The organism is Streptomyces sp. NPDC001920 (assembly GCF_053594495.1).
The window spans coordinates 264,424-285,615 of the sequence record NZ_JBSFEP010000007.1 but is presented as its reverse complement, the minus strand read 5'-3'; the positions used below and the strand labels follow the sequence as shown (position 1 = coordinate 285,615).

22 protein-coding genes and 1 pseudogene are annotated in these 21,192 nt (G+C 71.0%); 17 read left to right on the top strand and 6 right to left on the bottom strand.

The features are described from left to right. Positions 1-111 precede the first annotated feature (111 nt). The 8 genes from ACWCPI_RS14670 (at position 112) to ACWCPI_RS14635 (ending at position 6,933) form a co-directional block, all read left to right on the top strand. Positions 112-315 (top strand): cold-shock protein, encoded by a 204-nt coding sequence (locus ACWCPI_RS14670; protein ID WP_028799214.1) that lies wholly within the window; start codon positions 112-114, stop codon positions 313-315. A 234-nt stretch (positions 316-549) separates the two neighbouring features. Then, positions 550-2,040 (top strand): DEAD/DEAH box helicase, encoded by a 1,491-nt coding sequence (locus ACWCPI_RS14665; RefSeq protein ID WP_451038461.1) that lies wholly within the window; start codon positions 550-552, stop codon positions 2,038-2,040. Positions 2,041-2,088: 48 nt separating this feature from the next. Then, positions 2,089-2,439 carry a CBS domain-containing protein gene (locus ACWCPI_RS14660; RefSeq protein ID WP_451038460.1) on the top strand — a complete coding sequence of 117 codons (351 nt, stop codon included), beginning with the start codon at positions 2,089-2,091 and terminating at the stop codon, positions 2,437-2,439. Between the two features lie 46 nt (positions 2,440-2,485). Continuing rightward, positions 2,486-2,794 carry an SCO5918 family protein gene (locus ACWCPI_RS14655; protein ID WP_451038459.1) on the top strand — a complete coding sequence of 103 codons (309 nt, stop codon included), beginning with the start codon at positions 2,486-2,488 and terminating at the stop codon, positions 2,792-2,794. Between the two features lie 791 nt (positions 2,795-3,585). Then, complete coding sequence (locus ACWCPI_RS14650) at positions 3,586-3,936, top strand: MerR family transcriptional regulator (protein ID WP_451038458.1); 351 nt, start codon at positions 3,586-3,588, stop codon at positions 3,934-3,936. 682 nt (positions 3,937-4,618) lie between these two features. After that, on the top strand, positions 4,619-5,287 hold the full coding sequence (locus ACWCPI_RS14645) for a glycoside hydrolase family 11 protein (protein WP_451038457.1): 669 nt from the start codon (positions 4,619-4,621) through the stop codon (positions 5,285-5,287). 353 nt (positions 5,288-5,640) lie between these two features. Then, entirely contained in the window at positions 5,641-5,997 is a 357-nt protein-coding gene (locus tag ACWCPI_RS14640) for a carboxymuconolactone decarboxylase family protein (RefSeq protein ID WP_451038456.1), read from the top strand. Between the two features lie 84 nt (positions 5,998-6,081). Continuing rightward, complete coding sequence (locus ACWCPI_RS14635) at positions 6,082-6,933, top strand: class II glutamine amidotransferase (RefSeq protein WP_451038455.1); 852 nt, start codon at positions 6,082-6,084, stop codon at positions 6,931-6,933. 53 nt (positions 6,934-6,986) lie between these two features. Here ACWCPI_RS14635 and ACWCPI_RS14630 read toward each other — a convergent pair whose 3' ends face one another. Then, positions 6,987-7,886 carry a hypothetical protein gene (locus ACWCPI_RS14630; protein ID WP_451038454.1) on the bottom strand — a complete coding sequence of 300 codons (900 nt, stop codon included), beginning with the start codon at positions 7,884-7,886 and terminating at the stop codon, positions 6,987-6,989. Between the two features lie 306 nt (positions 7,887-8,192). Between ACWCPI_RS14630 and ACWCPI_RS14625 the strand changes: the two genes are divergently transcribed. The 7 genes from ACWCPI_RS14625 to ACWCPI_RS14595 all read left to right on the top strand — a co-directional run bounded on the left by ACWCPI_RS14625 (position 8,193) and on the right by ACWCPI_RS14595 (position 14,370). Beyond that, complete coding sequence (locus ACWCPI_RS14625; RefSeq protein ID WP_451038453.1) at positions 8,193-9,821, top strand: MFS transporter; 1,629 nt, start codon at positions 8,193-8,195, stop codon at positions 9,819-9,821. 18 nt (positions 9,822-9,839) lie between these two features. After that, entirely contained in the window at positions 9,840-10,373 is a 534-nt protein-coding gene (locus tag ACWCPI_RS14620; RefSeq protein WP_451038452.1) for a hypothetical protein, read from the top strand. A gap of 127 nt (positions 10,374-10,500) precedes the next feature. Then, complete coding sequence (locus ACWCPI_RS14615) at positions 10,501-10,698, top strand: hypothetical protein (RefSeq protein ID WP_451038531.1); 198 nt, start codon at positions 10,501-10,503, stop codon at positions 10,696-10,698. 664 nt (positions 10,699-11,362) lie between these two features. Then, positions 11,363-11,875 (top strand): DUF7144 family membrane protein, encoded by a 513-nt coding sequence (locus ACWCPI_RS14610; protein WP_451038451.1) that lies wholly within the window; start codon positions 11,363-11,365, stop codon positions 11,873-11,875. Between the two features lie 26 nt (positions 11,876-11,901). Further along, positions 11,902-13,203, top strand: a complete 1,302-nt coding sequence (locus ACWCPI_RS14605) for a diacylglycerol/lipid kinase family protein (protein ID WP_451038530.1) — start codon at positions 11,902-11,904, stop codon at positions 13,201-13,203. A gap of 341 nt (positions 13,204-13,544) precedes the next feature. Beyond that, positions 13,545-13,958: a hypothetical protein gene (locus tag ACWCPI_RS14600; protein ID WP_451038450.1), complete on the top strand. Its 414-nt coding sequence runs from the start codon at positions 13,545-13,547 to the stop codon at positions 13,956-13,958. 190 nt (positions 13,959-14,148) lie between these two features. Continuing rightward, positions 14,149-14,370 (top strand): hypothetical protein, encoded by a 222-nt coding sequence (locus tag ACWCPI_RS14595; RefSeq protein WP_451038449.1) that lies wholly within the window; start codon positions 14,149-14,151, stop codon positions 14,368-14,370. 345 nt (positions 14,371-14,715) lie between these two features. On the opposite strand, the gene ACWCPI_RS14590 is transcribed toward ACWCPI_RS14595, so the two are convergent. From ACWCPI_RS14590 to ACWCPI_RS14575, 4 genes and pseudogenes are all read right to left on the bottom strand, one after another. Beyond that, the gene (locus ACWCPI_RS14590) at positions 14,716-15,024 is read right to left on the bottom strand and encodes a hypothetical protein (protein ID WP_451038448.1); all 309 of its coding nucleotides are present in this window, start codon (positions 15,022-15,024) and stop codon (positions 14,716-14,718) included. Next, the gene (locus ACWCPI_RS14585) at positions 15,021-16,373 is read right to left on the bottom strand and encodes a hypothetical protein (protein WP_451038447.1); all 1,353 of its coding nucleotides are present in this window, start codon (positions 16,371-16,373) and stop codon (positions 15,021-15,023) included. Before ACWCPI_RS14585 ends, ACWCPI_RS14590 begins: the two co-directional genes overlap by 4 nt. Next, positions 16,370-16,711: a hypothetical protein gene (locus tag ACWCPI_RS14580; RefSeq protein ID WP_451038446.1), complete on the bottom strand. Its 342-nt coding sequence runs from the start codon at positions 16,709-16,711 to the stop codon at positions 16,370-16,372. The genes ACWCPI_RS14585 and ACWCPI_RS14580 overlap by 4 nt, the downstream gene beginning before the upstream one ends. A gap of 116 nt (positions 16,712-16,827) precedes the next feature. Further along, positions 16,828-17,562: pseudogene (locus ACWCPI_RS14575) on the bottom strand (MFS transporter); the annotation flags it as partial. Positions 17,563-17,621: 59 nt separating this feature from the next. Here ACWCPI_RS14575 and ACWCPI_RS14570 point away from each other — a divergent pair. Together ACWCPI_RS14570 and ACWCPI_RS14565 are read left to right on the top strand one after the other, a co-directional pair. Beyond that, on the top strand, positions 17,622-18,125 hold the full coding sequence (locus ACWCPI_RS14570; protein WP_451038445.1) for a glutathione peroxidase: 504 nt from the start codon (positions 17,622-17,624) through the stop codon (positions 18,123-18,125). A gap of 81 nt (positions 18,126-18,206) precedes the next feature. Then, on the top strand, positions 18,207-19,058 hold the full coding sequence (locus tag ACWCPI_RS14565) for a MerR family transcriptional regulator (protein ID WP_451038444.1): 852 nt from the start codon (positions 18,207-18,209) through the stop codon (positions 19,056-19,058). A 62-nt stretch (positions 19,059-19,120) separates the two neighbouring features. Here ACWCPI_RS14565 and ACWCPI_RS14560 read toward each other — a convergent pair whose 3' ends face one another. Then, entirely contained in the window at positions 19,121-20,989 is a 1,869-nt protein-coding gene (locus ACWCPI_RS14560) for an MFS transporter (protein ID WP_451038443.1), read from the bottom strand. Positions 20,990-21,192: the final 203 nt, after the last annotated feature.

Below are 21,192 nucleotides of genomic sequence, written 5' to 3'. Positions count from 1 at the left end.
TCAGTTGCAGGTGTGGTTGCCAGAAGGTTCATTTCCGACGGGGTAATCATCACGGCGACACGGAATGCACACAGAGTGAATTCCTGATACCGCCTCCGAAGGAGAAATGAAATGGCTACTGGCACCGTGAAGTGGTTCAACGCGGAAAAGGGCTTCGGCTTCATCGAGCAGGACGGCGGCGGCGCCGACGTCTTCGCGCACTACTCGAACATCGCCACCCAGGGCTTCCGCGAGCTGCTGGAAGGCCAGAAGGTGTCGTTCGACATCGCTCAGGGCCAGAAGGGCCCGACGGCCGAGAACATCGTTCCCGCCTGACACGAGCGCTGACGCATACTTCGCAGCTGGGGCCCGCACCTCTGGGGTGCGGGCCCCAGCTCGCTGCATTTTCAGGGCGCGCGACGGGAAGTCTTTGTCGCGTCACCGACCGGTGAAACATTCCCCGCCACTCCGGCTCGCCCTACATCGAATTCGGCTCGTCTCGAGTATTCTCTGCGCCGCTCATCTGCTGCGGGAATTCCTTGCCACGTGCCCCATCAAGGAAGGTTCCGCATGCAGCGTGCCCGCACATCCCGTACATATGACCGCTCCCAAGGAGGCGTCGGCGCCAACCGCTCCGGTGGCCCGCGCCGTTCCAAGAGCTACGGAAATCGGCAGCCCGGACGAGTACAAGGCGAGTTCGCGCCGCCGAAGACGATGACGCCCGCACTGCCCGCGGTCGGTTCGTTCGCCGATCTCGCGATGCCCGCACAGCTGGTGGCCACGCTCGGCCACGAAGGCGTGACCGTACCGTTCCCGATCCAGGCGGCGACCCTGCCGAACTCCCTGGCCGGCCGTGACGTACTCGGCCGTGGCCGCACCGGCTCGGGCAAGACCCTCGCCTTCGGCCTCGCCGTACTGGCCCGTACGGCGGGGCGGCGTGCCGAGCCGCGGCAGCCGCTCGCCCTCGTCCTCGTGCCCACCCGCGAGCTGGCCCAGCAGGTCACCGACGCGCTCACTCCTTATGCCCGCTCCGTGAGCCTGCGGATGGCCGCCGTCGTCGGCGGGATGTCCATCGGCAGGCAGGCCGGTGCGCTGCGTGCCGGGGCCGAGGTGGTCGTCGCGACGCCCGGGCGGCTCAAGGACCTCATCGACCGGGGCGACTGCCGGCTGGACGATGTCGCCGTCACGGTCCTCGACGAGGCCGACCAGATGGCGGACATGGGCTTCATGCCCCAGGTCACCGCCCTGCTCGACCAGGTACGTCCCGGCGGGCAGCGGATGCTCTTCTCGGCCACCCTGGACCGCAACGTCGACCTGCTGGTCCGCCGCTACCTGACGGACCCGGTCGTCCACTCCGTCGACCCGTCGGCGGGCGCGGTCACCACGATGGAGCACCACGTCCTCCATGTTCACGACGCGGACAAGCATCGGACGACCACCGAGATCGCGGCGCGAGACGGTCGAGTGATCATGTTCCTCGACACCAAGCACGCGGTGGACCGGCTGACCAAGCACCTGCTGAACAACGGTGTCCGCGCCGCGGCCCTGCACGGGGGCAAGTCCCAGCCGCAGCGCACGCGGACCCTGGCCCAGTTCAAGAGCGGGCATGTGACGGTACTGGTGGCCACCAACGTCGCGGCGCGCGGGATCCACGTCGACAACCTCGACCTGGTCGTCAACGTGGATCCGCCCAGCGACCACAAGGACTATCTGCACCGCGGCGGTCGTACGGCCCGTGCGGGCGAGTCCGGCAGCGTCGTCACCCTGGTGACCCCTGATCAGCGTCTCGGCATGAGCCGGCTGATGACTGCGGCGGGCATCACCCCCCGGATCGCCCGGGTGCGGTCGGGCGAGGCGGAGCTGAGCCGCATCACAGGCGCCCAGGCCCCTTCCGGTGTCCCGGTCGTCATCACCACGCCGGACGCGGAACGTCCCCGCGGCGCGTCGTCCTCGTCCCGGGGCCGTCGGGGCCGCAGGGGCCGCGCCGGGCAGGTCCGGCCCGTCGGCGAAGCGGCGCGCCGCGGGGCGCAGCGGCGGCCCGGCTTCGGCTCGGCCGCTTAGAGCCTCTGTGATCACCAGCCCATCTCTTCCGCTAGGTAGGAGGCACCTATGACGATGGTTCAGGCGCAGCACCAGGCAGTCGATCGCTCCCCCAGGCCCGTCGCTGATGGCAGGGACATGTCCGGACCTCGGGTCCGTGACGACATGACGGTCGAGGTGGCTCTGTCCCTCATGGCCGGAGCCCGCGTCGACCACCTCGTCCTGTGCGACGGGGACGACCAGAGCACGGGCCTGATCACCCTGGCCCGGCTCACCGTTCTCCGCGGCAGCCCCACCTATACGGACCGGATCCGGCTACGGGACATCCTCGACGGACCGTTCACCGCGCCCCGTGCTCGGCCTGATGCCCTCGTCGGAGAGCACGGCCGGACCCCGGGCGTTCTCACCCTCGCCCGCTGATCCGCTTCACCCGTTCGGCCGTTCCCCTTCTCCTGTGTGAGGCATCATGCGCTGTGTCATCGCCCGGTACCCGTTCGAGCTCACCAAGAACGGGGTGCTGGCCTCGATGAAGGGCATCACTCCCGAACTCGTCACGGGTGAGTCCGTGACCATCGGCCGCCGCCGCTACCCGGTCAAGCAAGTGGGCCAGGTCGTCACGCGACAGGACCACCGCGATTTCACCGGCGGCGAAGTCGTCCGGGCCATGACCCGCCTCGGTTTCACCTGCCATGCCCGCCCCGGCACCGCGCCGGTGGGTGCCCCCTCCCCGCTGCAGACCGCTGCGGCGCTGCTCGGGGGCACCGCCACCCCGTAGGTGTGAACACAGGCGGGAAACCGCCATCAAGGACCCGGTGAGGGCCCTGCCGACGCGCGTCGGCAGGGCCCTCACCGTCGTATCGCCGCCGCCCGGGGCGAAGCCCCTGGCCTAGAGGGAGGGACGAAGCGGCGCCTCATACCCGCAGGGGCCGAGACGGTCGCGGCCTGCGGGATCGCAGGGCTCCCGGCCGCGCTTTCGCCGCCCACTGCGACGTGTTGCACCCGTCATCGCAGGCCATAGGAGACCTGTGTCCTGCGAGTATCAAAATCTACTCTTGCCAGAGTAGACATAGGCCTCTGGCGCGGTTAGCCTTTTTCTTGTTGACACGGTCAAGCGAGACCCGACAGACACGAACTGGCGGGTCGCAGTACGTAAGTTCGCAGGTCAGTGCGGCTCTGGAGCTCCGAAGCCAAGGTGTTCGCAGAGCGGTGACGGGACTGAGAGCCGCACTGGGCAGCCCGCAGGTCGAGGGGCTGCCGAACGCATCACCGAGCAGTACCGCAGTACCCGTTCACCAAAGTGGTCGGTCAAGAGAAAGGACGGAGGAGCAGACGCCATCAGGATCGCCCGGCCGGGAAGCTCTCGGTCCGGGTACCGCAAGACCCCGGAATGGATGGTGGTCCCCGGTCACGCAGCCGCGATCCCCGCACCCCTCCCCTCGCGGGGCCGGGTAGCGGAAACAGTAGGTCGGCAGAGCATCAGCGCCGACGGATGGTGTTGAATTTCCTTCGGGGCCCTGGTGCCGTACGGCACCAGGGCCCCTCGACGCGTTGCAACAACGAGGTGACATGGCAGCAGATACTCCGCTCAACGGTCGTCTGGACGACGACGACTACCCCGCGTACACCATGGGCCGGGCCGCCGAAATGCTCGGCACCACCCCTGCCTTCCTACGAGCCATCGGTGAGGCTCGTCTGATCACTCCGCTGCGGTCGGAGGGCGGACATCGCCGCTACTCCCGCTACCAACTGAGGATCGCCGCCCGCGCCCGCGAGCTCGTCGACAGGGGAACCCCGATCGAGGCCGCTTGCCGCATCGTCATCCTCGAGGACCAGCTTGAGGAAGCTCAGCGCATCAACGCCGAGTACCGCCGTGCCGCGAACGAAGCGTCCGACCGTTCCAGTCACCATTCGAGCTGATCACCTGGCGCGGCCAGGGGGACACGGACAGGGGAAAGGGAGCCGTTCTCGTGTTCACCGGTGCCCTCGGGGCAGCGGCCCCCTTCCTGGTGGAGATCGGCCTCAGAGAGAGCCGACCTGGGCTTCCAGGCTGTTCATCAGCCGGCAGTGCGTGAGCGGTGCGTGAGCAGAGGGCGGGGTACAGCGCCGCACGTGCCGAACCGGGTGGCGCGGCGCGCGGTTCTCACCGAGGGGAACGGCACCGCGCGGCACCGCGCGGCACCGCGCGGCACCGCCGGGCACCCCCGGCACGGATCCGATCCCGCTCATGCCTCATGCCTCCTGCCTCCTGCCCTGGTCCTGCACACCTCTCGCGGGTAATCGCGGGTAAGAGGAAAGACTCTCCGAAACATTCGAAGAGTCGGACCCGGAGTTTGATCTCGCAATCGCGGGCGGCGTCGGGCTTATCGATTCACTTCATGGATCATGCCTGTGGCCAGGTCAATTGTTCCCGGAGAGGACTTCCGGACTGATCGAATGTTTCGAAATTTAGGCCGAAACTATTGACAGTTGGCAGGGCCATATCAAAACTGTCGCCGTTGGCAGAGTTCAACCAATTCGATGCGGGCTGGCACGAACCACCCGTCGATACAAGTTGCCCAGCCCCCGTCAGCCTTACGAGGACGAGGAGGTAAGCACGCTCATGAACGACGGACCCGCACACCCGACGCGCCGCAGCGTCTGCGGCCTGCTGCTGGCCACCGGAGCGACGTTGGCCCTGCCCGGCACCGCCGAGGCGGCCACGGTCATCACCAGGAACCAGACCGGAACCGACAACGGGTACTACTACTCGTTCTGGACGGACAGCCAGGGCACGGTGTCCATGACCCTGAACTCCGGCGGCAACTACAGCACTTCGTGGAGGAACACCGGGAACTTCGTCGCGGGCAAAGGCTGGAGCAACGGCTCACGCCGGACCGTGACCTACTCCGGCAGCTTCAACCCGTCCGGCAACGGCTACCTGACTCTCTACGGGTGGACGTCGAACCCGCTCGTCGAGTACTACGTCGTCGACAACTGGGGCACCTACCGGCCCACGGGAACGTACAAGGGAACTGTCACCAGCGACGGCGGTACGTACGACATCTACCAGACCACGCGCTACAACGCCCCGTCCGTCGAAGGGATCCGCACCTTCAACCAGTACTGGAGCGTCCGGCAGTCGAGGCGGACCGGTGGCACCATCACCACCGGCAACCACTTCGACGCCTGGGCCCGCGCCGGAATGCGCCTGGGCAGCTTCAACTACTACATGATCCTCGCCACCGAGGGATACCAGAGCAGCGGAAGCTCCAACATCACGGTGAGGTAGGCCGCTCACCTGCGACTGGGGCCCGTCCGGCAACCCCCGGCCCTGCTCGACGCGCTCACCCGGAACGGGCTGCGGGCCACGATGTTCCACCAGGGCCGCCGCCAGGCGACGCTGTCGAGCCGGGGCCAGGGCCAGGGGTTGCCGGTCAGGAGCCGCCCGAGGGCGGGCGACGGACGGTACGGCGAGGAAGGCTGCGGCCCTGCGGGGAAGGCCGGAAGCACCTGCTCAGCCCGACATGCGCTCGAATCCGGTCGCTCCTACCGTGGATGAGTACCGGCCGACGCGTGAAGGGTTCCCGTGGTCGACGGGAGGACGCGTGTCGGCTCCGCACAGTGCCGGAAGGCGGACCGGACATGGCCACACGGTCGGACACCCCCGTTCTCGACACGCTCGCCGCCATGACGGTGGACTCGATCGAGCGCTGCGGCCTCGACGAGAGAACGCTCATACTCACCCGCCTGGCCGCGCTCGCGGCCATGGACGCACCAGCGATCTCGTACCTCGCGCACGTCGACCCCGCCATCAAGGCCGACCTGACCGTCGAGCAACTTCAGGACGTTCTCGTCGCCATCGCCCCGGTCGTCGGCACGGCACGGGTCATGTCGGCCGCGACCCACATCACCGAGGCACTCGGCATCACCATCGCCTTGGCCGAGGCCGAAGCCGAGGCAATGGCCCAGGCGGAAGCCCGGAGCCGGAGCAAGCCCTGAGCTAGCGCTCTCGACCTGTCCCGGGCCGGACGACTCGGCTCTCGGTGTCTCGGTGCCTCACGACACAAGAAGCGGGGCCTCACGATGTGCCGCTGGATCGCCTACTCGGGCACGCCCGTCCTTCTGAGCCAGGTCCTGTTCAAGCCGCAGCATTCCTTGATCGACCAGAGCCTGCACGCCCGCATGGGGGTGGAGACGACCAACGGCGACGGTTTCGGTGTCGGCTGGTACGGGCAGGACGCGGACACTCCGGCGGTGCTGCGGGACATCGGTCCCGCCTGGAACAACCGCAATCTGCTGGAGGTCGCCCACCACGTTCGCTCGGGTCTGTTCTTCGCGCACATCAGGGCCTCGACGGGGACTGCCGTGCAGCAGACGAACTGCCACCCCTTCCGGAGCGGTCGCTGGATGTGGATGCACAACGGGGCGATCAGCGGGTTCCACCGGCTCCGGCGGGACCTCGCGTTGGCCGTCGATCCGTCCCTGTATCCCGACATCGAGGGTTCCACCGACTCCGAGCTGATGTTCTTCCTGGCCCTCACGTTCGGCCTGACGGAGGATCCCCCCGCAGCCGTGGCGCGCATGGCCGGCCTGGTCGAGGAGAGGGGGCACGCGCACGACATCCCCCACCCGCTGCAGATGACCCTCGCGGTGGCCGACGGCGAACGCGCATGGGTCTTCCGCTACTCCAGCGAGGGACGCTCACGGTCGTTGTACTTCAGCACCGACGTGGCCACCCTGCGCGGGCTCCACCCCGACGCCGCGTTCCTGCGGGACGTCTCCGACGAGACCCGCCTCGTCGTGTCCGAACCGCTGGGCGACCTCCCCGGCGCATGGAACGAGGTGCCGGAGAGCAGTTACGGCATCGTCCAGCCGGGCGACGACTCGTTCCACGCGTTCCGGCCCGGCCTCCGAGCGGACTCGGCCCGAAGCTGACCAGCCGGCCCGCGAAATAGCTGGTGAGCGTCCGGCTGCGTTTCACAGGACCGTCAAGGGCGCCGGCGGCGGCGCCGGTACCAGAGGGCGCCGACCCCGGCGGACGCCGTGGCCAGGGTGATGCCGAGGACCGGCCAGCGGCTCTCGGCGATGCGCAGGCCGGTCAGGAAGGTCACGGCGGTCAGGACGACCGGTACGAGGAGGGAGAGGAGGGCACGGAGCAGGGCCGCCAGCATGTCCGGTTCCAGGCGGGGGGCCCGGCGGGGGGATCGGCGCGGGGCGAGGGCGGGAGCGGCGAAGTAGTAGGCGAGGACCCGGTTCGACAGGCGGGCGTCGGCACGCCGGTAGACCATCGCCATGTACGGGAGCCAGACGAGGGGCGCGACCAGCCCGACCAGGAAGACCGCGCCGAGGAGCAGCCACCGCCAAGCCTGGACGGCGACCCGCCGTACGCGCGGGCCCGCCGGCCGGCTCTCTTCGGCCGGCGGGAGGATGCCGAGAAGGCGGGCCATGCGCAGGGTGACGGTCCACAGGGCCGCCCATCGCCTCCGGCGAGCGGGGGCGTCGGCGGGGTGTGGGGTGCGGTCGAGCGCGTCCTGCGCCTGGCGGGTGTTCTCGTACACGCCCTGGAGGACGAGGAGTTCGCCGGCGCGGGCGCTCGCCGTGGGGTCGCGGCCGTCGAGGGCGGCCAGCTCCAGGACCGTACGGGCCTGGCGGAGCAGCGCCGCGCAGAACGCGAGGGGGATGAGCACGAGGAAGGGGCCGCCCACGACGGATCCCTCCGAGACGACGGCCCGTCGGCCGCGAGCGACCACCCGGGCCCGGAGCTCCGCCTCGGTGGCGTCGGGGTGGCTCCGCCGAAGCGAGGCGATCACTTCGGGCACGGCCGGGCCCATGCGGCGGACGGCGAAGTCGGCGAGAAGTTCGGGAAGGTGCCCGGGATCGGTGATCACCGACGCCAGCAGCGAGCGTGGAGGAGAGAGCTCCGTGCGGGAGCCCTCCGTTCTCGGATTCTCCCGGTGCGACACAAGTCGTATCTACCACGAATCACCTTGATCGTCGCATGTCCGACCGTCCAAGTCGGCGCCCGCCCTCCGCACCGGCGCACACCGCCGTGACGCGGCCCTTCCCCCGTGGCGGGTGAGGCACGCAGGGCGTGCTCGGGATGCGATGGGAGGAGCGGCGAGGCGTGCGTCGGCTCACCGCCCCGCCTGCTCCGGCGGCGAACCCGAGCCGGACGACTCTGCGAGGTGGGCAGCGTGAAGCACTGGCAGGCTCTGATCGTCCTCGGTACCGCCCAGTTCCTGATGGTCCTGGACACCTCCGTCATGAACGTGTCCATCAGTCAGCTGGTCGAGGACTTCGACACGGAGGTCACCGCCATCCAGGCCGTCATCACGCTGTACGCGCTCGTCATGGCCGCGTTCATGATCATCGGCGGCAGGTTCGGGGACATTCTGGGGCGGCGCCGCATGTTCCTGCTGGGCCTCGTCGTCTACGGCGTGGGGTCCGCCCTGACCGCCGTGGCGCCCACGCTGTGGGTCCTCACGCTGGGCTGGTCGGTCATCGAGGGGCTCGGAGCCGCGCTGGTGCTGCCGGCCATGGCCGCCCTCGTCGCGGAGTCGTACCGCGGGAAGGACCGGGCCGTCGCCTACGCGGTCATCGGCGGGCTCGCCGGCGCGGGAATCGCGGTCGGGCCGCTGCTGGGCGGCTGGGTGACGACGTACCTGACCTGGCGGCTGGTCTTCGCCGGTGAGGTCGTCGTCGTCGCGGCCATCCTGCTGTGCCGCCGGGTGATCGCGACGCCTGCCCCGGCCGGCCCGCGTCCCCGGCTGGACGTGGTCGGTGCGGTGCTCTCCGCGGCCGGACTGGGGCTGGGTGTGCTCGGGGTGCTGCAGAGCAGCACCTGGGGATGGGTGCAGCCGCGCAACCCTCCCTTCACCGTCCTCGGCTTCGCCCCCACGCTGTTCGTCATCGGCGCCGGGGCGGCCGTCCTGGCCCTCTTCCGGCACTGGGAGAGGCGCCGGGAGCACCAGGGCCTCGACCCGCTGGTGCACCTGTCCCTGCTGGGCAGACCCGTGCTGCGGTCCGGCCTGTCGACGCTGCTGAGCCAGAACCTCATCCTGCTGGGCCTGTTCTTCACCATCCCGCTGTACCTGCAGGTGGTTCAGGGGTTCGACGCCTTCGAGACGGGCCTGCGGCTGCTCCCGGTGTCCGTGGCCATGTTCGTGACCTCCCTGTCGGCGTCGCCGCTGGGGCGGGTCATGGGGCCGCGCCGGGTGGTGCGGCTGGCCCTGGTGATCCTGGTGGCGGCCATCGTGTGGCTGCTCGCCACCATCGACCCGGCCATCGACGACGCACAGTTCGCCGGAGCCATGGCGCTGCTGGGCGTGGGCGTCGGCCTGCTCGCCTCGCAACTGGGCAACGTCGTCCAGTCCAGCGTCGGCGAGGCGGAACGCAGTGAGGCCGGAGGGCTCCAGTTCACGGCACAGAATCTGGGTTCCGCGCTGGGCACCGCGCTCATCGGGTCCATTCTGATCGGTGCGTTGGCCCACGCCTTCACCACGCAGGTGAACGACGATCCACAGCTGTCCGAACAGACCCGGGAAGAGGTCGGTGTCGCCCTCCAGGCCGGGATCACCTTCGTCCCCACCGATCAGGTGCGCTCGGCGGCCGAGCGGGCCGGGCTGCCGCCGTCGGAGGTCGCCGCCGTCGCGGACTCCTACGCCTCCGCGCAGCTGGACGGCCTGAAGGCGGCGATCCTGGCCACCGGCGGCATCGCCCTCGCCAGTTTCCTGGTCACGCCGCATCTGCCCACCGCCCGGAAGGACCGCCCGCGGCGGCCGGACGCCGAAACCGCGGCCGGGGCGACCGGACCGACGCGCTGAGCTGCAAGGGAGGCACCTGTGTCCAGGACCAGAGCCACGAGCGGTCCGGCCTCGGCCCGCGCGGAGCGGCGTGCCGAGCGCCGGGCCCGCGCGGACTACACGGGTGGCGTCTACGGATCCATGCTCGCGGCCTCGGTGGTGATCGGCGCGGGCTCCTTGGGCTCGTTCCCCCGCATCGAGCTGACGCTGCTGCTGTTGCTGACCGGAGTGGTGTTCTGGGTCGCCCACGTGCACGCCCAACTGTTCGGGGCGCGCCTGGCGCAACAGGCTCTGGGCCGCCGGGTCGTGCTGCACGTGTGCCGTGACGAGTGGCCGATCGTCAAGGCCGCCGTCCCGCCGGCCGCAGCGGTGGCCGTCAGCCCGCTCCTGGGGCTGGATGTACGGGGTGCTCTCTGGCTGGCTCTCTGCGTCGCCGTCGCCGGCCAGGTGGGCTGGTCCGTGGCGGCGGCCCGCCGCGCCGGTGCTCCGCCGCGGCTCATGGCCGCGACCGCGTCGGTCAACCTGGTGCTCGGGCTGCTGATCATCGCCCTCAAGATCGTCCTGAAGCATTGATCCTCGGCATCCGCCCGCCGGGGGGCGGTCACCTGTACCGGGTGAGGTCCGAGGGGGCACCGAGGCGGGACGATCGCGGGAGAGGGCGCCGTCCGCCGGACCGAAGCAGCCCTTGGAGGGACAGCTCGTGCGCTACGAGATCCGCATCGAGGGAAACCTGTCGGAGACGCTGGCCAAGGCGTTTCCGGAGCTGGGCCATGTGGTGATGTCCGGCCAGACCATCCTGTTCGGGCCCGTCGTGGACGAAGCGCACCTCTACGGGCTGCTGGCACGCTGCCAGTCACTGGGACTCCGGGTGGTGGAGATGCGCCAGTTGCCGGAGTGAGGGGAACCCGGTGAGCGTGTCCGGGTCCGGCCCTGCCGTACGGCGGTGTCGCCCGGAGCCGCTCCCCCTGGTCCCGCTGGAGCGGCAGGCGGCCTCCAGCGCCCCGAAGTCGTAGCGGTCGCCCACACCCAGCTGGGCGGCATGTGCGTCCGCCCGGGACGATGCCCCCGGTCGTCCGGATCAGGCGCTGTCCGGTGACCAGCCGTCGCCCCGGTGGGGAACCCGGCTCGGCAGGCGCCTCACACGCACCCGAGCGTCCCGGTCGGCTCCGCCTCCTTGTGCCGGACGGCCACCTTGTGCCGGACGGCCGCCGCACCCCCGCGGCCACGGGATGAGCTGCCCCTGCTCCGGCCGCCGTGCGCGGCGCCCCGGGCCGCCGGCGGCCCGACGCTCACCCGCGCCGGGTGAGGCCGCCCGGCCCTTGCCGTGCGCACGCTGAAGGCAGCACGCGACAGCGTGCGGGTGCCGGGACGGAGGAGAGAGCATCAACCGCGTCGACGAGAGGGCCGACGGTCCGGGATCCGCTCCCAGCGGCATCACGGACGCGGAGTTCCGCGAGGCGAAGGACCTGGTGCCGACCGGCCACGGTCCGGCGGAGCACTCGGGCTCCACCTCCCGTACCGCCCATCGCCGAGCTTCCGGAGCACATGAGACGAGGCGCGAGATGACCGCGACACACACCCGGCCGGCGACGGCGAAGCAGGAATGGGCGACCGGCCTGACGGCCTTCGGGGCCGTCATGCTCTTCCTCGTCGGCCTGCTCGACATCTTCCGGGGCATCATGGCCATCGCCGAGGACGACATCTTCCTCACGACGGACGACTACGTGTTCGAGTTCGACCTGACCGGCTGGGGCTGGGTCCACCTCGCCCTGGGCGCGGTCGCCCTGATCGTCAGCTTCGGGCTGTTCAAGGCCGCGACCTGGGCACGCGTCGCCGGCGTGGCCATCGCCGGACTCGTCGTCATCGCCAACTTCCTCTCGCTGCCGTACTACCCGGTGTGGTCGGTCACGATGATCACCATCTCGGGGTTCATCATCTGGGCCCTGTGCGTGGTCCGGCGCGGCAATGTCTTCGACCTGTCCGAGGAGGGCCCGGCGTACACGGACGGCCCGGAGTACGGGCAGCGACCGGTGTACGGGGAGCGCCGCCCGTACGAGAAGCGGCCACCGGTCTAGTGCGACGCGACGGCCCGGCCTTGCCCATGGGCCCTGCGGGACGGGCCCGCCTCGCCGTGCTCGCCCTGCTGGGAAGCATCCTGGTGCCGCTCGTCGCCGCCGGGCTGCGGAGCGTGCTGTGGGCGCTGGCCGGCGTCGCCGGAGTGGCGCTCGCTGCCGTCGGGGTGTGGTGGACCCTGGCGCACACCGGTGCGCTCCGAGCCCTCGGGGCGGCCCTGTCGGTGATCGCGCCGGTCGCCGTCCTCGCCCTGTATGCCACGTTCGGCATGCTGGGACCGGCCGCGCTGTCCGTGGCCCTGTGGGTGCTGGCCGTCACGGCGGCCCGTGCGGCCCTGAGCCCCGGGCACACCGCCTCCGAGCATGCGGGGCAGGCGGTCGACGGGGCGCCCCACAGCCCCTGGGTCCTCATGAACCCGCGCTCCGGCGGCGGCAAGGTGGGCCGCTTCCACCTGGTCGACAAGGCCCGGGCGGTCGGCTGCCGGGTGGTGCTGCTCGAAGGCGGCCAGAACGTCACCGAACTGGCTCGGCAGGCCGTCGCCGACGGGGCCGATCTGCTGGCGGTGGCGGGCGGCGACGGCACCCAGGCGCTGGTGGCCGAGGTCGCGGCGCGCCACGACCTGCCGTTCGTGGTGATCCCCGCGGGTACCCGCAACCACTTCGCCCTGGACCTCGGCCTCGACCGCGACGATCCGGCGGCGGCCCTGGCAGCCCTGACCGACGGTGTCGAGTTCCGCGTCGACCTCGGGTACGCCGCGGACCGGGTCTTCGTCAACAACGCCTCGTTCGGAACGTACGCGTCCGTCGTCACCGACCCCGCGTACCGGGACGCCAAGGCCCGCACGACCCTGCGCACCCTGCCCGGTCTGCTCACCGGCGAGGACGCGCCCGGACTGCGGGCACGGGCCGACGGAACGTACGTCGACCGGCTTCAGGCACTCCTCGTCAGCAACAACCCCTACGGACGTGCCGTCGACGCGGCCCGTCCGGGACGCAGGCAACGGCTGGACTCTGGCCTGCTCGGCGTGGTGTGCGTGCGGGTCGGCAACACCGCTCAGGCGGCCCGACTGGTGCGCGGCCCGCGCTCCGGGGGGCTCGTCCGGCTGAGCGCCGGGGAAGTCGTCGTCGAAGCCGACACCGGCAGCCTCCCGGTCGGCATCGACGGGGAGCACGTCGTTCTGCCCTCTCCCGTCGTGTGCCGCAGCGCGCCCGGGGCACTGCGGGTGCGTACGCCCCGCCGTCGCCCCCACGCCGCGCGGGTCGGCGGCGGGGCGGCCGACTGGCGGCGCGTGACACGGTTGGCGCTGGGCCGCCCGCCTGTTCCCGGGTGAGTGGCTCAGGCAGCGCCGCGTTCAACTCCGCACCGCGAAAGGCGCCTTCGCGGGCCGGCACGGAACCAGTGGGCGGGTCACGGCGAAGAGCCCTGGGCCTCCTCGCGCTCATGGCGCGGCCACACGGGTGGTTCTGCGCTCAGGAGTCCACGCCCGCATCCGGCTTGGCGATGCCTGGGCCGTACTGGGGACTTGGAGCAGACATGGGGCCGGCACCCTCGCTCACCGGTCGGATGATCCGGCGTGCCGACGAGCATATATCAGACATTTGCCCATTAATCTCTCGTCACCTTATGACGTGGCGGATCGCGTACGCGGCCGCTTCAACGCTCGGAGAAGACATGCGCAAGCCTCACAAGACCGCTGTCGTGGCCGTCCTCCTCAGCGCCATCGGTTTCCTCGGCACGGGCACCGCCTACGCCGACGGTCACGGACACGGGCACAAGCACGGGCACAAGCAGAGCCACGAGCACAAGCAGAAGCACGGGCACAAGCAGAAGCACGGGCACAAGCAGAAGCACGGGCACAAGCGCGGACACGGTCAGAAGCACCAGGTCAAAGAGAGCCAGATGCTCGTCATCAGCCAGAGCACCACGTGCCGGACGGCCGAGGAGAACGTCGACGTACAGGGTCAGTACGGATTCCAGAACGGCCGTGAGGGCAACCGGTCCAACGGCGAGGGTTCGCCCGGTTCGCAGTACACCAGCCTCGGCTCCAGCCAGGGCTGCAACAACACCGTCGTCCTCGGCAAGTAGCGCACACGGGTCCCGGCTTCGGGGCCCCTGGGGCTGCTGATCCAGGACCGGCGAGGGCCCTGCCGACGCGCGTCGGCAGGGCCCTCGCCGTCGTACCACCACCGCCGGTTCGCGGGCGTGACGCTGTGCTCCCGCCCGGATCTGTGCCGACCGCCACAGCGCGCGGATGCACAAAGGCTCATACTGAGCCATGACCAAGCCTGTGGTACCTAAGCGTCATCTGCCCACCAGCCCCTTCAAGGCCCCTGTCACACCGGTTCCCAAGCATTTCGCCATGGGGGACCGGGTCACCCATGATGTGTACGGCCTCGGCCGGGTGATCGGCATCGAGGACGGGATCGCGGCGCTCGTGGATTTCGGCTCGACGCAGATGCGGATCCTGAGCCCGTACGCCAAGATGACCAAGCTGTAGGACCCACCGTCGTGCCCGGTCACGGCACACCAGGTCCCTTCAGGGACCTGTCACGAAAGAGAGACCTCCCATCGATCTGACGTCGCTGTTCTCCGCTGTGGAAGAGCAACCCCGCTGCTCCGCGGCAGCATCGCCGCCTCCCGCGACGAACCCCTTCCGAACCCCGGACTTCGGGGAGGACGAGACCTTCGCGCTCGACGATGTGGAGGAGCCCGCCCCCGGCCGGCGTCCGGCGCGCCGCAAGGCGGCCTAGCTTCGCGGACGACGGTGGCTTCGACAGCCGACCGCGGGCCCTTGCCGGTACTGCGGTGAGGGCCCGTGACCGTCCCGGTCTCCGCCTGGCCGTCAGCGCGCCGGGAAGAACACGGTGAGGCGGCCCCACGCCGCCATCGTGATCACCACGGGCGGAACGATCCACCACAGTCGCAGCCGGCGGCGCGCGACGGCCAGGGCGGCGGGCGGGGCGGTGAGCAGGGCGAAGGCGAGTCCGAGCGTGCCGAACAGCCGGATGTGGTCGAAGGACTGGTGATCCCAGGGGCCCAGCGGACTCGACAGGTAGGCGACACCGGTCGCGGCTGCCGCCACGAGGCAGCCGGTGACCAGCAGGACCGCGCACACGACGCCCATGACCCGTGACCTGCGGGGCGCGCTCATGAGTCCAGTGCCCGCTTCGCCTCGTCGACGTCCTGGTCGAATCCGCGGCCGTAGGACTGGGCGTCGTCGCTGCGGTAGTAGGGGCCACCGTTGTAGCGGGCCGCGAGTTCCTGCATCTGCTCCCTGGTCATCCGCTCCGGCGGTACGTCGGCGAACTCGCTCTCGGCCTTCAGCTGGGCGAGGTACTCCGAGGCGATGTAGATGTTCTGGCCCGGATCCTTGGTCGCGGCGACCACCTCTGCACGCTGTGCGTCGGTGAGGTTCAGCGGGTCGTAGCCGAGCACTTCGGCGGACCGGCGCACCTGGATGGCGATCGGGCCCATGGAGGTCCGGTCCGCCTCTCCCGTGCCGGGAACGTGACGGCGCACCCCGTAGGCGGCCTCGTCGATCCAGGAAGGATCGCCTTCGACCTCCATCCAGGCGACGCCCGCCAGCAGCTCGGGGGGCAGACCGGACCGGTGGGCGGCGTCGTTGATCAGGGCCTTGTTCCCCGAGATGTACGTGCGGCGGCCGGCGTCGTCGTCGGACGGCAGGTACAGGTAGTGGTCCTGGGCGGGCGGCAGCAGCGCGAGTCTGTCCCGTATGCGCTGCAACGACGGCGAGACCGCGGTGTCGCCCGGCACCCCGGAGACCGAGTCGGTCTTCGCACCGGTGCCGGGCAGCTGGGTGTTCGGGTCGCGGCTCGCCTCGCGCACCTCGCGGCGCAACGCGTCGACGGCGCCGGCCAGCAGGGCCGGGTGCGCGCTGTCTCCGCCACGGAAGTCCGGAAGGGACCGCAGGGCCGCCCGTATCTCCTGTACGCAGTGCTCCCGGGCGGCGGACTCCACGCGCTCGGCGTCGCCGTAGTGGTTCCTGGTGGCGTGGTAGTAGTGCTCGGCCTCCTCGCGGATCGCGTCGACGTCGGCGGTGAGTTCCGCCACCCGGTCCAGGAAGCCGGTCGTGGCCCGCAGGTCCTCCCACCGGCGCAGTGGTTCCGCGGCGCGGGCCGTGGGAGTGAGTGCGACGGCTTCCCGGGACATCACCTCCAGCAGGCGGTCCTCCGTGGTCCGCCCGCTCTCGAAGTGTCCCTTGGCCCGCTCGACGGCGGCCGCGTAACCGTCCAGCGCCTCGCGTACGCGCCTGAAGGCCGCCGCGAGGTGCTCCGCCAGGTCGAGCGCCTCCCGCAGCCGCCTGGTGTAACGCTCCCGGTGTTCGCTCTCCCACTCGACCTTCCCGGCCTTGCGGAAGTCGTCGTCGCAGGAGGCCAGGAGGGCGTGGAGGCGACCGTACTCGGCCGCGGTCCGCTCGATCAGCTGAGGGTTCGAGGCGTCGAGGAAGTCCACGTCCGCGCGGTGGGCCACGGCGCTCACCGGTCCTCGGGCGCGACGTAACGCCCGTTGTCGAGCAGGTCGTCCATCGCGCGCTGCGCGTCGGCGTCGGCCTTCACGTAGGCGTTCGCGGTCGACCGCAGCTTCGTGGACAGGGCCGACAACAGGGTCACCAGGTCGCCGTACCGATCCCCCGCGAAACGAGCGAAGTCGTCGACCGCCTCGGCCACTTGGGGATGCGAGCGCGGCACGCGGCACTGGGTGGCGTTCTCCCCGTCCATCCGCCCGGCGTAGAGCAGTCCGGCCAGCTCGTTCAGGAGGTGCGAGCTGCCGTCCATGGACTCGGCCCGCGCGGAGAACCCTCCGGGCGCTGTCGTCATCGTTCCCCCGTCCGTCGCCGGTGATCGCGAACGTGAGCATGCCAGTTGCGGATGCAACCTGTCACGTCATGCGCGGGACGCCCACGTCGAAGCGCCCCTCGCCCTTCGGCCCCCCTTCACCCCCGGCCCGCCACCACCAGCCCGCCCTCCTCCGGTGCCCGCACACTCGCCGCGGTCAGGGCCAGGGTCACGGCGATCGAGGCGGCCGCCATCACCGTCATCCCCATGGCGGGGGAGGTCAGTTGGGCCACCGCGCCCGCCGACGCCGCTTCGACCCCCTGCATCGTGAGCATTCCGGACGAGTGCAACCCCAGCGCATGACCGCTGAGTTCGTCGGGTGTCAGGGCCACCAGCGGCTCCTGCTGCACCAGGCTCGCCCCGAACCCGACCGAGGCGACGGCGACCGCCACGGCGGCGAGCGGCACGGCCGGGCGCAGAGCGAACAGCAGGTACGGGGCGGCCAGCAGCACCAGCAGGGGCACGCCGAGCCGGGTGCGCCACGCCGGTGGCAGCAGACGGCCCACCGTCACGTCGCCCACGAACATGCCCAGCGCCGCACAGGCGAACAGGATGCCCGCGGCGTGCGGGGCGTACGACACGTAGAGCGACTCGCAGCCCACGACGAGACCGTTGGGGATCCACAGGGCCAGGTAGAGGTGGCGGCGAGGGCGGGAGGACCACAGCAGGGCGTTGCTGCGCCAGGTCGCGGCGAGGGAGGGGCGGCCCGTGGCACGGGGGGCGCGGCGGGTCAGGCCCAGGCGGGTGACCAGAGCGGCCGCCGCGTACAGCGCCGCGGAGACCAGCAGCGTGGCGCGCGGGGACAGCAGGGCGACCAGCGCACCGCCCGTGGCTGGTGGAGGCGGCGGGACCGGACCACCGGCCCGGCACCCGGCGGAGCTAGCATCCGCACATGACTGCTGACACCCACGCATCCCCCCTCGACGTCGAGATCGGTGCCCTGCAGGGCGGCTCCGCCGACCTCTCCCAGTACGCCGGTCAGGCCGTACTGGTCGTGAACGTGGCCTCCAAGTGCGGCCTGACCCCCCAGTACACCGGCCTGGAGAAGCTCCAGGAGCAGTACGCGGAGCGCGGCTTCACGGTGCTCGGCGTGCCCTGCAACCAGTTCCTCGGCCAGGAGCCCGGCACCGCCGAGGAGATCGCCGAGTTCTGCTCGGCGACGTACGGCGTGACCTTCCCGCTGACCGAGAAGGTCGAGGTCAACGGTGAGGGCCGGCACCCGTTGTACGAGCGCCTGGTCGGCTTCGCGGACGCCGAGGGGCACAGCGGCGACATCCGCTGGAACTTCGAGAAGTTCCTGATCGGCCGGGACGGGCAGGTCGTCGCCCGCTTCTCGCCGCAGACCGAGCCGGGGGCCACGGAGGTCGTGACGGCCATCGAGGCCCAGCTGGCGTGACCGGTTGACCTTGCCCCTGGGGCAGGGCGGAGCGTCGTCGTCGCCGGGCGGGAAAGGCCCCCGGCGACGGAGGATGAGGCCGTGAACGACGAACTGCTCACCATCGGCGCGTTCGCCGCGCGGGCCAGGCTGTCGGCCAAGGCCCTGCGGCTGTACGACCGTCTGGGGCTGCTGGCCCCCGCGCACGTCGACGAGGTCAGCGGCTACCGCTACTACCGGGCGGACCAGATCGAGCGGGCCCGTCTCGTGGCGCTCCTGCGGCAGCTGGACATGCCGCTCGCGCGCGTCGCCGAGATCGTCGAGGCCCCGGACGGTGCCTCGGCGGCGGAGCGGCTCACCGCCTACTGGGCGGACGTCGAGGCGCGCCTGGCGGGGCAGCGGACACTCGCCGAGTACCTCCGTGGACGACTGTCGGGGAGGAGCTCCGAGATGTACGGGAAGTTCGTGGTCGAGACGGTGGAGGTGCCCGAGCAGGTGCTGATCACCGAGACCCGGCATGTGCTGGCGGGCGAGCTGCCGGCGTGGATCGGCGCGTCACTGGGGCGCCTGGAGGCGGCGGCGAAGGAGTGCGGCGGCATCACGGGTCCGCCGTTCGTCGTCTACCACTCGGACGTGTCGGCGGAGAGCGACGGACCGGCCGAGGCGTGCGTTCCGGTGGCCGACGAGGCGGCGGCACGGGGCTGGGCCGACAGGCACGGCCGCGCGTGGGAGTCGAAGGTGCGCGTGGAACCGGCCCACCGGCTCGCCTACACCCGGATCACCAAGGCGCAGGTCGCCCACCCGCAGATCCTGTCCGCCTTCGAGGCGGTGGAGCAGTGGATCCCGAAGCAGGGGCTGTGGCAGGCGGGCCCGTGCCGCGAGGTGTACTTCGCGGACTGGGACGCGGCCGGGTCCGAGGACCCGGTGTGCGACGTGGCGTTCCCGGTCAGGTGAGGTGACGCGACGGTGGTCCGGTGGGCGCCGCGGCCGGCCTGACGCGGGCGGCGCCCGCCGCGTCACTGCTGCTGCGGCCACCACTCCTCGGGGCAGGGCGTCCCGCGCGGCACGCCGTACGGCGCCGCCAGGCGGTACGTCCCCGCCTTCGGGGCCACCAGTGTCGTCCACTGGTCGCCGAGCGCGTCCTGAGCCGTCTCCATCAGGCAGCCGTGGACGTTGTCGTACGAATTGGGCTCACCGTCGGGACGGCCGCGGGACGCCGTGGTCTCCGCCGGCGCGTCCAGCTTCTTGCCCTCGGCGTCGACGATGCTCAGCCACGGCGAGTAGGGGACGCGGACGAGGACGCGGCCCGGCTTGCGCACCCGGATCGTCATCTCGCCCTGCTCGGCCCGCTCGACGACGGCGTTCGGCTCGGCGAGCGGCGCCGGGTCGATCACCTCGAACAGCTGCCAGTTGGCGTCACCCCACACCTGCTTGAGGTAGGGCAGTCCGCGCTGCAGCAGCTGCCGCTCCCGCTGTGCCCCCGTGGGGTCCGGTTCGTCCTTGGGCAGGACCACGAAGTGCACGGCCCAGCGCTTGAGCCACTCGCGGTAGTTCGCGGAGTTGAGGGTGCCGTCGTAGAACAGCGGGTTGCGCCCCATGTCGGCCTGGCGGTTCCAGCCCCGGGCCAGGTTGACGTACGGCGCGAGGGCGGCGGCCTCGCGGTGGGAGCGGGCCGGGACCACCTCGACCCGGCCCTTCTCGGCACCGACCTCCTGCAGTTCGTTGACCAGCGGCGCCAGCTGGCGCGCCCAGGCCGCCTCCGGGGCGGAGTGGATGATGTCGTCGACCGTCTTGTAGCCGATCCAGCCGGCGAAGGTGAGCAGGGCCAGCACGCCCGCGTACCACTTGCGTGAGCGGGGCACCGCGAAGGGCAGCGCGGCGACCAGGGCCATTCCGCCGAAGAGCATCGCCAGGCGCGTGATGTTGGAGCCGATCTGCGAGCTGACGACCCACACCAGGACGACCGCGAGCCCGTAGACCGCGGCCACCAGCCGGACCGTCTTCCACTCCTCGGGGACGAGGACGTAGACCGCGACCGAGATCAGCAGCGGCAGCAGCATCGAGCCGAACACCATCGGCTGGGTCCCGGAGAACGGGAACAGCCAGGCGGACACGGCCACGACCGCGGTCGGCGCGAGGCCCAGCGCCCAGGCGCCCGGCCGCCGCTTCTGCAGGAACAGGGCCACCGCCACGAAGCCGACGAAGAGTCCCGCGACCGGTGACGCCATGGTGGCGAGCGCGGCCAGCGGGGCCGCGCACAGCGCCTTGGCCCACCGCTTGTAGCGCCAGCGGTGCGGCCAGCAGAACACGACGGCGACGGCGCCCAGCGCGAACATCGTGCCGAGCCCGAAGGTGACGCGCCCGGAGATCGCGTTGCAGGTCAGCCCGAGGATTCCGGCGAGCGCCGCCCACAGCGGGTTCCTCACGGCCCGGCTGCGCAGCAGGATCAGCGTCAGCAGGCCGGCGGAGAGGGTTCCGGCGATCATCATCGTCGTACGGACGCCGAGCACCGACATCAGATACGGCGACACCACGCTGTACGACACCGGGTGCATGCCGCCGTACCAGGCGAGGTTGTACGCCGAGTCCGGGTGCCGGCCGACGAACTCGGCCCAGGCGTCCTGGGCCGCGAGGTCGCCGCCGCTGCTTGCGAACGTGAAGAACCAGATGACGTGCAGAAGTCCGGCGAGGGCCGTCATCGACAGCACCGGATGACGCAGCAGACGCTCACGCAGGGCGAGCACGGCGGCGGTCAGCCGCGACGGCGGTCTGTCGTCCGGCGGCCGTTCATGGTCTCCCTGGCGCGGCGCGGGTACGCGTATTCGCGGACCGGCTCCCCGTCCCGGATCGGCGTCGTCGGCGCGTGTCGGCTCCGCAGTGGCCACCTTTGAGGCACTCCCCGTACTGTCCCGTCTTCTGTTCCGGCCGCGTCCCGTTCCCCCGGTGCTGCCGGCCCTGTCGCAGGGGTCTGCGGCCGTGCCCCGTGAGCGACGACCTGACCGTTTCGTGACGCTAGCACGCACCCCGCCGGGCGGCTCCCTCGGCGGGGTGCGTGCTGAACGCCGTCGGGCCGCCCGTGGGCCGGCCG

Bases quoted from the DNA above. Each gene is read 5' to 3' on its own strand.
- ACWCPI_RS14670 (WP_028799214.1), top strand. From the start codon at position 112: ATGGCTACTGGCACCGTGAAGTGGTTCAACGCGGAAAAGGGCTTCGGC.
- ACWCPI_RS14665 (WP_451038461.1), top strand. From the start codon at position 550: ATGCAGCGTGCCCGCACATCCCGTACATATGACCGCTCCCAAGGAGGC.
- ACWCPI_RS14660 (WP_451038460.1), top strand. From the start codon at position 2,089: ATGACGATGGTTCAGGCGCAGCACCAGGCAGTCGATCGCTCCCCCAGG.
- ACWCPI_RS14655 (WP_451038459.1), top strand. From the start codon at position 2,486: ATGCGCTGTGTCATCGCCCGGTACCCGTTCGAGCTCACCAAGAACGGG.
- ACWCPI_RS14650 (WP_451038458.1), top strand. From the start codon at position 3,586: ATGGCAGCAGATACTCCGCTCAACGGTCGTCTGGACGACGACGACTAC.
- ACWCPI_RS14645 (WP_451038457.1), top strand. From the start codon at position 4,619: ATGAACGACGGACCCGCACACCCGACGCGCCGCAGCGTCTGCGGCCTG.
- ACWCPI_RS14640 (WP_451038456.1), top strand. From the start codon at position 5,641: ATGGCCACACGGTCGGACACCCCCGTTCTCGACACGCTCGCCGCCATG.
- ACWCPI_RS14635 (WP_451038455.1), top strand. From the start codon at position 6,082: ATGTGCCGCTGGATCGCCTACTCGGGCACGCCCGTCCTTCTGAGCCAG.
- ACWCPI_RS14610 (WP_451038451.1), top strand. From the start codon at position 11,363: ATGACCGCGACACACACCCGGCCGGCGACGGCGAAGCAGGAATGGGCG.
- ACWCPI_RS14605 (WP_451038530.1), top strand. From the start codon at position 11,902: ATGGGCCCTGCGGGACGGGCCCGCCTCGCCGTGCTCGCCCTGCTGGGA.
- ACWCPI_RS14600 (WP_451038450.1), top strand. From the start codon at position 13,545: ATGCGCAAGCCTCACAAGACCGCTGTCGTGGCCGTCCTCCTCAGCGCC.
- ACWCPI_RS14595 (WP_451038449.1), top strand. From the start codon at position 14,149: ATGACCAAGCCTGTGGTACCTAAGCGTCATCTGCCCACCAGCCCCTTC.
- ACWCPI_RS14590 (WP_451038448.1), bottom strand. From the start codon at position 15,024: ATGAGCGCGCCCCGCAGGTCACGGGTCATGGGCGTCGTGTGCGCGGTC.
- ACWCPI_RS14580 (WP_451038446.1), bottom strand. From the start codon at position 16,711: ATGACGACAGCGCCCGGAGGGTTCTCCGCGCGGGCCGAGTCCATGGAC.
- ACWCPI_RS14570 (WP_451038445.1), top strand. From the start codon at position 17,622: ATGACTGCTGACACCCACGCATCCCCCCTCGACGTCGAGATCGGTGCC.